10 protein-coding genes are annotated in these 9,909 nt (G+C 67.7%); 5 read left to right on the top strand and 5 right to left on the bottom strand.

What is annotated here, in order from left to right:
• The first annotated feature begins 214 nt into the window (after positions 1 to 214).
• Together MVA01S_RS26475 and MVA01S_RS26480 are read left to right on the top strand one after the other, a co-directional pair.
• Positions 215 to 1,081: an EamA family transporter gene (locus tag MVA01S_RS26475; RefSeq protein WP_003932610.1), complete on the top strand. Its 867-nt coding sequence runs from the start codon at positions 215 to 217 to the stop codon at positions 1,079 to 1,081.
• A gap of 20 nt (positions 1,082 to 1,101) precedes the next feature.
• Positions 1,102 to 1,455 (top strand): hypothetical protein, encoded by a 354-nt coding sequence (locus MVA01S_RS26480; RefSeq protein WP_003932609.1) that lies wholly within the window; start codon positions 1,102 to 1,104, stop codon positions 1,453 to 1,455.
• A gap of 13 nt (positions 1,456 to 1,468) precedes the next feature.
• Here the strand turns inward: MVA01S_RS26480 and MVA01S_RS26485 are convergent, their stop codons facing one another.
• The 4 genes from MVA01S_RS26485 to MVA01S_RS26500 all read right to left on the bottom strand — a co-directional run bounded on the left by MVA01S_RS26485 (position 1,469) and on the right by MVA01S_RS26500 (position 5,630).
• The gene (locus MVA01S_RS26485) at positions 1,469 to 2,326 is read right to left on the bottom strand and encodes an ABC transporter permease (protein WP_003932608.1); all 858 of its coding nucleotides are present in this window, start codon (positions 2,324 to 2,326) and stop codon (positions 1,469 to 1,471) included.
• The gene (locus MVA01S_RS26490) at positions 2,323 to 3,198 is read right to left on the bottom strand and encodes an ABC transporter permease (protein WP_003932607.1); all 876 of its coding nucleotides are present in this window, start codon (positions 3,196 to 3,198) and stop codon (positions 2,323 to 2,325) included. Before MVA01S_RS26490 ends, MVA01S_RS26485 begins: the two co-directional genes overlap by 4 nt.
• A 58-nt stretch (positions 3,199 to 3,256) precedes the next feature.
• On the bottom strand, positions 3,257 to 4,438 hold the full coding sequence (locus MVA01S_RS26495) for a polyamine ABC transporter substrate-binding protein (RefSeq protein ID WP_003932606.1): 1,182 nt from the start codon (positions 4,436 to 4,438) through the stop codon (positions 3,257 to 3,259).
• A gap of 61 nt (positions 4,439 to 4,499) precedes the next feature.
• Positions 4,500 to 5,630: an ABC transporter ATP-binding protein gene (locus MVA01S_RS26500; protein WP_003932605.1), complete on the bottom strand. Its 1,131-nt coding sequence runs from the start codon at positions 5,628 to 5,630 to the stop codon at positions 4,500 to 4,502.
• Positions 5,631 to 5,980: 350 nt separating this feature from the next.
• On the opposite strand from MVA01S_RS26500, the gene MVA01S_RS26505 reads away from it, so the two are divergent.
• Positions 5,981 to 6,412 carry a type II toxin-antitoxin system Rv0910 family toxin gene (locus MVA01S_RS26505; RefSeq protein WP_003932604.1) on the top strand — a complete coding sequence of 144 codons (432 nt, stop codon included), beginning with the start codon at positions 5,981 to 5,983 and terminating at the stop codon, positions 6,410 to 6,412.
• Between the two features lie 9 nt (positions 6,413 to 6,421).
• On the opposite strand, the gene MVA01S_RS26510 is transcribed toward MVA01S_RS26505, so the two are convergent.
• Positions 6,422 to 7,870, bottom strand: coding sequence for an MFS transporter (locus MVA01S_RS26510; protein ID WP_040542616.1), 1,449 nt, complete (start codon positions 7,868 to 7,870; stop codon positions 6,422 to 6,424).
• 167 nt (positions 7,871 to 8,037) lie between these two features.
• On the opposite strand from MVA01S_RS26510, the gene MVA01S_RS26515 reads away from it, so the two are divergent.
• Together MVA01S_RS26515 and MVA01S_RS26520 are read left to right on the top strand one after the other, a co-directional pair.
• On the top strand, positions 8,038 to 9,459 hold the full coding sequence (locus MVA01S_RS26515; protein WP_040542614.1) for a purine-cytosine permease family protein: 1,422 nt from the start codon (positions 8,038 to 8,040) through the stop codon (positions 9,457 to 9,459).
• 48 nt (positions 9,460 to 9,507) lie between these two features.
• Positions 9,508 to 9,909: TspO/MBR family protein (locus MVA01S_RS26520; protein ID WP_060941758.1), on the top strand; the 402-nt coding region annotated here is incomplete at its 3' end.

Consider the following 9,909-nt stretch of genomic DNA (forward strand, 5'->3'; position numbering starts at 1 on the left):
GCGGTGACGATGGCGGCGGCTGCGGCGGCCGCCATCAGCAGCGGTGCGCGGAAAGAGTTCCTGATCATGGGTGGACCTTTACCTTCTCTGCCGCGTTTCAAACGTCACAGGCTGTCAAACGCTGCGGTGACCCACGATCGTTCGAGATTGCTGAACGGTATGTGTTGAAAAATCACGTGGACCGCAACGGTGCTTTTCACGTTCAATGCCATCCATGGCGAGTGAACAGGCACGCACCGGCGCCCTCATGGCGGTGGCCGCGATGGTCTGTGTGCAGCTCGGGCTGGCGATCGCCGTCACCCTGATCGACGAGATCGGCGTCGACGGCGTCGCCTGGCTGCGGCTGGCATGGGCGGGCATCCTGCTGCTGATCATCGTCCGCCCACGCCGGAAAGCCTTCACCGTCAAGAGCTTCCTGCTGTGTGTGGTGCTCGGGGTGGTCACCGCCGCGATCACCGTGCTGTTCATGGCCGCGGTGGCGCGCATCCCGCTCGGCACCGCGAGCGCGCTGGAGTTTCTCGGCCCCCTCGGCGTCGCGGTCGCGCGTGGCCGGGGACAGGGCCGGTGGGTCTGGCCGGGATTCGCGGCGGTCGGTGTGCTGCTGCTGACCCAACCGTGGAGCGGAGCTGTCGATCCGGTCGGGGTCGGATATGCCCTCGCCGCGGCGGTCTGCTGGGCCGGGTACATCCTGCTCACCCAGAAGGTCGGCGACGACGTGGCAGGTATCAACGGACTGGCGGTCTCGATGCCGGTAGCCGGCCTGGCCGCCACCCTGGCCGTCGGCCCCGCCGTCTTCGACCGGATGACCCCGCAGATCCTGCTCATCGGGGCCGGGCTGGCGATCCTGCTGCCCGTGGTGCCGTTCGCACTGGAAATGCTGGCGTTGCGCCGGCTCACCGCCGCGGCGTTCGGCACCTTGATGGCGCTGGAACCGGCGTTGGCGATGGTGCTGGGCCTCGTGATCCTGCATCAGGTCCCCGGTGCGCTGGGCGTGGTCGGCATCGGGTTCGTGGTGGCGGCCGGGATCGGCGCGGCCCGTAGAGGTGCCCGCGCGGCGCCGGTGCCGCTCGAAGTCGGCTGAGCGCGGTTAGCGTGGATCGCATGTCCAGAGGAATCTTCGACTCGCCGCTCGTCGGCGTGGTCAACGCGGGGGCGGCACGCCTGATCGATGCTCCGGTGATCGGTCCACTGGTGCGCCGCAGCATGGTGGTGATCCGCTACACCGGCCGGCGCTCGGGTCAGACGTTCCAGACCCCGGTGAACTTCCAACGCACCGGCGGCGCGATCGTGATCAGGGTGCTGGCACCGGACAAGAAGACCTGGTGGCGCAACTTCACCGGCGACGGCGGACCGATCACGTTGATGAACTTCGACGGCGCCGACCGCGCCGGCCACGCGGTGGCCGAGCAGGACGGCCAGGGTCGGGTCACCGTGACCGTCCGGCTGACACCGTGACCCTGCCGAAGGCTCAGCCCTGGAACTTCTTGCGCCGATAGAGCGTGCTCACGCCGAGCAGCAGCAGACTGACCAGAAGGATCGCGGTGGCCAGCACGTTGATCTGCGGAGGCACGGCCGCCTTCACCGCCGCGTTCACATAGAGCGGGTAGGTCACCTCGGCGCCGCTGACGAAGTAGGTGATGATGAAGTCGTCGAGCGACAGTGCGAACGACAGCATCGCCGCGGCGACGATGCCGGGCACGATCAGCGGCAACGTCACCTTGAAGAACGTCCGCACCGGCCCGGCACCCAGATCCAGCGACGCGTCCTCCAGCGTCCAGTCGAAACCGCGGACCCGCGCACGGACCGTCATCGCGATGAAGCTGACCTCGAAGGCGATGTGCGACAACACGATCGTCAGGTAGCCGGCGGAGGTGTTGAAGTCCAGGAACAGCGTCAGCAGCGCCGCGCCCATCACCACCTCGGGTGCGGTCAGCGGTAGCACCAGGAAGGTGTCCACGGCGCGCTGCCCGCGCCACCGCTGTCGCACCAGCGCGATCGCGACCAGGCTGCCCAGCACCAGCGCGACGGCTGTCGACACCGCGGCCACATTGAGGCTGAGCTTGAGCGCCTGGGTCAGCGCCGGGTACTTGAAGGGGTCCAGCCAGTTGTCCAGCGTGAAGCCCTGCCACGTGTAGTTGAACTTGCCGGCCGGCTTGTTGAACGAGAACAGCACGATCACGAAGATCGGCAGGAACAGGTACAGCAGCACGAAGACCGCGGCCGCCCGCAGCGCTATGTCGCCCCACCGGTGGCGGGCGCGAACCTTCTTCGGGGTCGGATCCTGCTGGGCGGCGGTGGCCAGTGCGGCGCCTGCCTGGGTGGTCATACCAGATCCTCCGAACCCAGCGCCCGTGTGTAGAGGAGCACGCCGATCAGGATCAGCAACATCAGCCCCAGACTCAGCGCGGCCGCCGCCGGATAGTCCTTGACGACCAGGAACTGCTTCTGGATCACGTTGCCGATCATGGTGGTCTGGGTACTGCCGAGATAGTCGGCGTTGATGAAGTCGCCGACGGCCGGGATGAACACCAGCATGCTCCCGGCCAGCACCCCGGGCATCGCCATCGGCAGGATCACCTTGCCGAAGCTGCGCGGCGCCGACGAGTAGAGGTCCTGGGAGGCCTCCAGCAGACGCGGGTCGATCTTCTCCAGGCTGACGTACAGCGGCAGGATCATGAAGATGATCCAGTTGTAGGTCAGACCGCCGATGACCGCCCAGCTGGTGGACAGCAGCCGGCCCTCGTCAGGCAGCAGCCCGATGGCGCCCAGCGCGGTGACCACCCAGCCTTCGTCGGCCAGGATCGTCTTCCACGCAATGGTGCGGATCAGGAACGTGACGAAGAACGGCAGGATCACCAGCCCCAGGATCAGGTTCTTGAACCGGCCGGCCTTGAACGCGATGACGTAGGCCAGCGGGAACGCCAGCAACAGGCACAGCACCGTGGCGACGAACGCGTAGCCGAACGAGCGGAAGATCTGCTCGTGGTACATCGTGAACGCGTCGACGTAGTTGCCGAAGTCCCAGGCGAACGTCAGCGTCGGCATGAACACCGAGCCGCCGGTCTCCGACAACGAGGTGCGTGCCAGCGAGAAGAACGGCACCACGAAGAAGATCGCGAGATATGCGAGCGCCGGCAGGACCATCAGATACGGAGCGACCTTGCTCCGCTGACGGCTGCTGGTGGCGACACCGGCCATTTATGCTCCTCGCGTCCGCAGGGCCATTTATGCCCCTCGCATCGGCACTACCACCGCGTCAGCCGCCGGTGACGGCGGCGTACGCAGTGTTGAACTCCTGCGTCTGCTCGTCGGTCAGTGCCGCCCACGACTTCAGGTTCGCCTGCACCTCGGGCGACGGGTTGATCAGCGGGTTCTCCGCCGATGCAGGATCGACCTTGGCGAGTTCGTCGGTCATGTCCGAGAGTGCGGGCACGAACTGGGTGAACGCGACCAGCTTGGCGTAGTTGGCTCGGTCGTAGATGTAGTCGATCCACGCCTCGGCGGCCTTCTGGTTCTGCGTGGTGTACGGGATCACCATCGTGTCGACGAACCAGTCGCCGCCGGATTCGGGAACGATGAACTGCAGATCGGGGTTGTCCGCCTGCAGCTGCACGACGTCACCGGAGTACGCCTGCGCGATGGCGATGTTGCCTGCGGCCAGGTCGTCGGCGTAGTCGTTGCCGGTGAAGCGACGGATCTGACCCCTGTCGTTCTGTTCGCGGACCAGATCGACCGCCTGCTGAATGGACTCGGTGGTCGGATTCTCCGGCGAGTTGCCCTGCGAGAGCATGATCATGCCGAGGCCGTCCTGGACGTCGGAGAACAGACTGACGCGGCCCTTGAACGCGGGATCCCAGAGGTCGTCGATGGTGCGGATATCGCGTCCGGTGGCTGCCTTGTTGTAGGCGAGACCGACCATGCCGGTCATGTACGGCGCGGTGAACTTGCGGCCCTCGTCGATGCTCGAGTCCAACAGGTCCTGACGCAGATTCTTGCGATTGGGCACGCCGGCTTCGCTGATCTCATTGAGCCATCCCAGGCCCTTGACGCGCGCGGCCATGAACTCGGTGGGGATCACCAGGTCGGCGCCTATGTCCTGCTTGCGCGACAACGGCTCCTTGACCTTGGCGAACCACTGCTCGTTGTCGTTGAAGTCTTCTTTGTAGTCGACCGTGATGCCCGAGGCGGTCTGGAACGCTGCGATGAAACCGTCGGCCATATAGAGCGGCCAGTTGGAGACGCGCAGGGCGCCGCTGGCGGGGCCGCTGTCCTGTGACGTGGTGCTCGAGGTCCCACTGTCGGACCCGCACGCCGCCAGGAACGACGAACCGAGGGTCAGGCCCGCGGCGGCCGCGGCGCCACCGCCGATGAAGCGGCGACGCGAGGTGCGGCGTGCGGTCATTCGGGCCAGCAGGTGGGGATCGATGTCACGGGACATGTGCGGGTGCCTTTCGTCGGCTCCAGGGAAGGGGGTGGGGTCGGCAATCGGGAAGCGTGACTCAGGAGTCGTCGAGCATCTCTTCGAGGTCCTCGGTGGTGGGGATGTCGTCGCCGGGAAGCACCAGGGAGGCTTCCGGTGCCCAGCTGACGTACACCTCGTCGCCGGGGCGCAGCAGCGGCAGATCCTGCTCGGGGCCGACGTGGGCGATCACGGTCGAGTCGTCCGGAGCGGCCAGCGAGAGCCGCACCACCGGACCTTGGAAGGTCAGGTCGGTGACGGTGGCACGCACGCAGGCGACGTCACCGGTCGGCGCGTCCTGGGAGCCCGGGGTGACCCGGATGCGTTCCGGACGCACCATCAGGGTGGCGTGCCCGCCGGGCTCGATCGTGGTCTCGCCCGGGCGTGCCTTCAGCGTCGAGCCGAGAACGTCGATCTCGACGTAATCGCGGTTGGAGCGGCCGGTGCACCGGCCCGCCCAGAGGTTGGCCTGTCCGATGAAGCTGGCGACGAACACCGTCGCGGGACGGTCGTAGATCTCGGTCGGGCTGCCGATCTGTTCGACGTTGCCGGCGTTCATCACCGCGATGCGGTCACTCATCGTGAGCGCCTCTTCCTGGTCGTGGGTCACGTAGATGAACGTGATCCCGACCTCCCGCTGGATGCGCTTGAGCTCGAACTGCATGACGTGGCGCAGCTTCAGGTCGAGCGCTCCGAGCGGTTCATCGAGCAGCAGCGCGCTGGGGTAGTTCACCAGTGCCCGGGCCAACGCCACCCGCTGCTGCTGCCCGCCGGACAGCTGGGCGGGCCTGCGCTCGGCGAAGTCGGTCAGCCGGACGATCTCCAGCAGCTCGTCGACGCGCTTGCGGACCTCGCCTTTGCCGAGTTTCTTGCTGCGCGGGCCGTACGCGACGTTGTCCCAGACCGTCATGTGCGGGAACAGCGCGTAGTGCTGGAACACCGTGTTGACGTTGCGCTTGTTGGGTGGGGTCCTCGACACGTCGGCGCCTTCGAGGCGGATCGCCCCTTCAGTCGGGGTCTCGAATCCCGCGATCATGCGCAACGTGGTCGTCTTCCCACACCCGGACGGGCCGAGCATGGAGAAGAACTCCCCGGGCGCGATGGAGAAGTCGGCGTCGGCGACGGCCAGGTAGTCGCCGAAGCGCTTCGTGACATGGTCGATCTCGATCACCGGCGCGCCCTTGGGGCGGGTGGCCGCGGAATCCGCCGTCTGTTCTGCAGCGGTGATGTGTGTGCCGGTCAGGGCAGGTCCTCCTCGGGGACAGCCGTCGTGGCTGTGGGGTAAACCTTCGCGGATCTGACGGACCTATGCAAGTGATTCCGCAACGAATTTACATTTCGACAATGGATTCCTTCGTCACACCCCGGACTCGACGAGAGAATCCGCGCAGGAGAGCGCGCTGTACTGATGCCGGACCCCAGCAGGCATCGGCCGGGCTTCGTCGCTGTGAAGAGTTTCGCAGCTGGATGTCACGGTTCGGCGTCGTTTACGTCGAGGAGCTGGTGGGGTAGTGAAGACCCATGGCGAGTGTCGATGTGTCCGTGACATCCGATCTGAGTCCCGAGCAGGCCTGGGCCCTGGCCTCGGACCTGAAGCGGTTCGACGAATGGTTGACGATCTTCGCCGGCTGGAAGAGCCCGGTCCCGGCCGAGATCGACGTCGACACGCAGGTGGCGTCGTTGATCAAGGTCAAAGGGTTCCGCAACGTCATCAACTGGCGGGTGACCCGCTATGACGAGCCCAAGGAGATCGAGCTGGTGGGAACCGGCCGCGGCGGTGTGCGCATCGCGCTGTCGTTGCAGGTGGAGCCCGCGGGCGCTGAAGGGTCGTCGTTCGGGGTGGTTGCGGAGCTGTCCGGGGGACTGCTGTCCACTCCGGTGGGCAACGTCGTCGCCAAGGTGATCAAGGGCGACGTGCACCGTTCGGTGTGCAATCTCGCTGAACTGCGCTGACGCCTCCGGTCAGCCCCACTCGTGGTTCATGGCCCGGGTCTCCAGCCGGGCTTCGTCGGACTGCACCGCCCGCGGCCGTGACAGTGCGATCAGCACCATGGCGAGTGCCGCCGTGGCCGCGCCCAGACAGAAGATCAGCGTGAAACTGCTCTCGGCAGGCGTACCCGCCGCGGTGGTGTGCGCCAGCGCGACCGCCACGATCGCGGCTGCGGTCGAACTGCCGACCGTGCGGGCGATGGCGTTCATGCTGGTGGCCACGCCCGTCTCGCCGGCCTGGCTGGCCCCGACCACCAGTGCGGGCAGCGCGCCGTAGCCCAGGCTGATGTAGGCGTTGGCCAGGATGTTGGCAGTGATCACCTGCCACGGCGAGGTGTGCGCGAACGCGATGAACAGGAAACCCGCGATCCCGGCCAGAGCAGCGACCATCAGCACCGGCCTGGCGCCGAACCGGTCGATGAACCGGCCGCTGGCCAGCGCCACGATAAAGCCCGTGAGCGCACCGGGAAGCAGGTAGACCACGCTGGCCTCCAGGACGTCGGCGCTGAACCCGTAGCCGGCGGTGTCGCGGTCGATCTGGACGAACTGGGTCAGGCCCAGGAACGCGAAGTACAGCCCCATGCCGACGAACACCGTCGCCAGGTTGGTGAACAACATCGAGCGCTGCGACAGCATCCGGGTCGAGACCAGTGGGCGAGCCAGCCTGCGCTCCCAGAACCACCAGGCGATCAGCACCGCAACGCCGCCGCAGGCGGCGCCGATCGTGCGCGGCGAACCCCAGCCCCACGCGCCGGCCTGGGTGATGGCCAGCAGCAGCGATGACAGCCCCAGCGCCAGTCCGACCGCGCCGAGCCAGTCGATCGACCCGGGCGCGGTGCGCCGCCGGTCGGGCACGAGGGTGACCACGATGAGGATCACCAGCACCGTGAACGCGGTGGTCAGCCAGAACACCCGGTGATACCCGGCGTCGCCGCTCATCAGCAGGCCGACCACGACCAGCCCGGTTCCGCCACCGAAGCCGAGTGTGCCCGACAGCACCGCCATTGCGGACACCATCCGGTCGGGCGCCAGTTCCTCGCGCAGGATCGCAATGCAGATCGGGTACAGCGCGAACGACGCGGCCTGCAGCACCCGCGCGACGATGAGCAGTGCCAGTGACGACGTCACCGCGGCCAGCACCGAGCCGGCGAGGACGACCGCGAGCACGGCGAGCAGCACCCGTTTCTTGCGGTACAGGTCGGCGAGGCGGCCGATCAGCGGGGTGGTCGCCGCGGCGGCGAGCAGGTTGGCGGTGACCGCCCAACTGACTGCCACCATCGACACGTCGAGCTGGTCGGCGATGACGCCGAGCACCGGGACGACCGCGGTCTGCAGCACCGCGACCGTGAGCACCACGACGCTGAGCCCGACGACCAGCAGACGCGGCCGGCGGACCGGGTTGTCCTGCGCAGCTCCGGGCATTCCGGTGCCGGCCTGCGCCACGTCCGCTCCGTTCGTTAGCTGATCTTCAGTTCTTCCGATTATGGCGTCCGGCCTGCTGCCGGGGCCAATCGGTCGAGCGGGCTCCGGCGTCACGTGATCATCGGTTGTGGCTGGTCGAGCGTGACCTGCCGTGGTCGAATAAGGCGATGTCACAGGCAACCTCGTCGGACCCGTTGGCCGCGGACGTGTTCGTCGGACGCCGGCCCACCGGCGCCGGTGATCTTTCGGTCGAGACGCACGGCATCGCGCCTATTCCGGCCGATCACCGCTACGGAAGCGCCGGCCGGTTGTTCACCGTGTGGTTCGCCCCTCAGGTGAACATGACCGGCGTCTTCACCGGCACGTTGGCGATCGTGCTCGGTCTCGGGTTCTGGCTGGGCCTGCTGGCGATGGTGATCGGCACACTGCTCGGCGCGCTGGTCGTCGGCTACCTGTCGACCTGGGGCCCGCGCACCGGTGCCGGCCAGTTGCCGAACGCGCGCATGGCATTCGGCGGCACCGTCGTGGTTCCCGCTTCACTGCAATGGGTTTCGTCGATCGCATGGGACGCGCTGGTCGGTCTGTTCGGTGGCGAGGCGCTGTCCGCGCTGCTCGGTATCCCGTTCTGGGCCGCGGTGGCGATCGTGCTCGGGGTGCAGGGCGTGGTCGGTTTCTTCGGCTATGAGCTCATTCATCGGGTGCAGGCGGTGCTGACGGTCGTGCTGTTCGTCATGTTCGTGGTGTTCACGGTCAAGATCGTCGCCGGGAACGAGATCGTGGTGCCTGCCACGGTTTCCGGGCCCGACCTGGCCGGCGCGTTCGTTCTGGAGGTCACGATCGCGTTCAGCCTCGCCATCTCGTGGGCGCCCTACGCGGCGGACTTCAGCCGGTACCTGCCCGCCGACGTGTCGGCGGCGCGGGTGTTCGGCTGCACCGCCGCGGGGATCGCGCTCGGGTACGTGTTCGTTCAGGGGGTCGGGATCGCGGCGGCCGGTGTCGTCGGGGAGCACACCATCGACGGTGTCAGCACGGTGATGGGTGGCGGAATCCTCGGCGGCCTGGCGCTGCTGGTGATCGCCGTCGCGTCGGTGGGGTCGGGGGTGATGAACGACTACAGCGGATCGCTGGCGCTGCAGACCCTCGGGGTCCGGGTGCGGCGGCCGGTGTCGGCGGTGATCGTCACGGTGTTGGCGTTCGCGCTCGTCCTGTGGTTGCACGGGGCTGACACCGCGACCCGCTTCACCGATGTGCTCCTGCTGGTCAGTTACTGGATCCCGGCGTTCGTCGCCGTGGTCGTCGTCGACTGGCGGTACCGCACGGCGCGGCGCCGCACCCTCGATCCCGCGACCGAGACCACCGACCGGCGGGACGCGGTTGCCGCACTGGTGGTGTTCGTGCTCTCCTACGCCGCGGCGGTCCCGTTCATGAACACCTCGTTGTTCCAGGGTCCGGTGGCGGCGGCTTGGCACGGCGCCGACCTCGCCTACTTCGTCAACCTGGCGGTGGCCGCGGTGCTCTACGGAGGCTATCGCGCGCTGCGCCGCCGGTCGGCGCCGGACCGGTTCGGCTCGCCGTCGTCGGGGTACTGATCATGATGCGCGCCGCACCGCCGCGTCGCGCAGGCCGGAAAGGACCCCATGCGCCCGTTGACTCTCGCCAAGACCGCCGGGGCGGCGTTCGCCGCTGCCGCCGTCGGAGGACTGGCGACCCGCCCTGCCGTCCAGTCGACCTGGTACCGGCGCCTGCGTAAACCGGACTTCCAGCCGCCGAGCGCGGCGTTCCCGATCGTCTGGAACCTCTTGTACAGCGACATCGCCGCGGTATCGGCCTCCACGATCGACACCCTCGAGGCACGCGGGGACACCGGGCAGGCGCGCGCCTACGAGCGGGCGCTCGCGGTCAACCTCGTCCTCAACGCGGGCTGGAGCTGGGTCTTCTTCAACCGACGCATGCTCGGCCCCGCCGCGGTGGTCGCCGGGGCGCTGGCGGTCAGCAGCGCAGACCTCGCCCGCCGGGCCGGCGCGGTGAACGCGCCTGCC

The sequence above is a fragment of the Mycolicibacterium vaccae NBRC 14118 = CIP 105934 genome (genome assembly GCF_001552715.1).
GTDB lineage: Bacteria > Actinomycetota > Actinomycetes > Mycobacteriales > Mycobacteriaceae > Mycobacterium > Mycobacterium vaccae.

Bases quoted from the DNA above. Each gene is read 5' to 3' on its own strand.
- MVA01S_RS26515 (WP_040542614.1), top strand. From the start codon at position 8,038: ATGTCACAGGCAACCTCGTCGGACCCGTTGGCCGCGGACGTGTTCGTC.
- MVA01S_RS26495 (WP_003932606.1), bottom strand. From the start codon at position 4,438: ATGTCCCGTGACATCGATCCCCACCTGCTGGCCCGAATGACCGCACGC.
- MVA01S_RS26480 (WP_003932609.1), top strand. From the start codon at position 1,102: ATGTCCAGAGGAATCTTCGACTCGCCGCTCGTCGGCGTGGTCAACGCG.
- MVA01S_RS26490 (WP_003932607.1), bottom strand. From the start codon at position 3,198: ATGGCCGGTGTCGCCACCAGCAGCCGTCAGCGGAGCAAGGTCGCTCCG.
- MVA01S_RS26505 (WP_003932604.1), top strand. From the start codon at position 5,981: ATGGCGAGTGTCGATGTGTCCGTGACATCCGATCTGAGTCCCGAGCAG.
- MVA01S_RS26475 (WP_003932610.1), top strand. From the start codon at position 215: ATGGCGAGTGAACAGGCACGCACCGGCGCCCTCATGGCGGTGGCCGCG.
- MVA01S_RS26485 (WP_003932608.1), bottom strand. From the start codon at position 2,326: ATGACCACCCAGGCAGGCGCCGCACTGGCCACCGCCGCCCAGCAGGAT.
- MVA01S_RS26510 (WP_040542616.1), bottom strand. From the start codon at position 7,870: ATGCCCGGAGCTGCGCAGGACAACCCGGTCCGCCGGCCGCGTCTGCTG.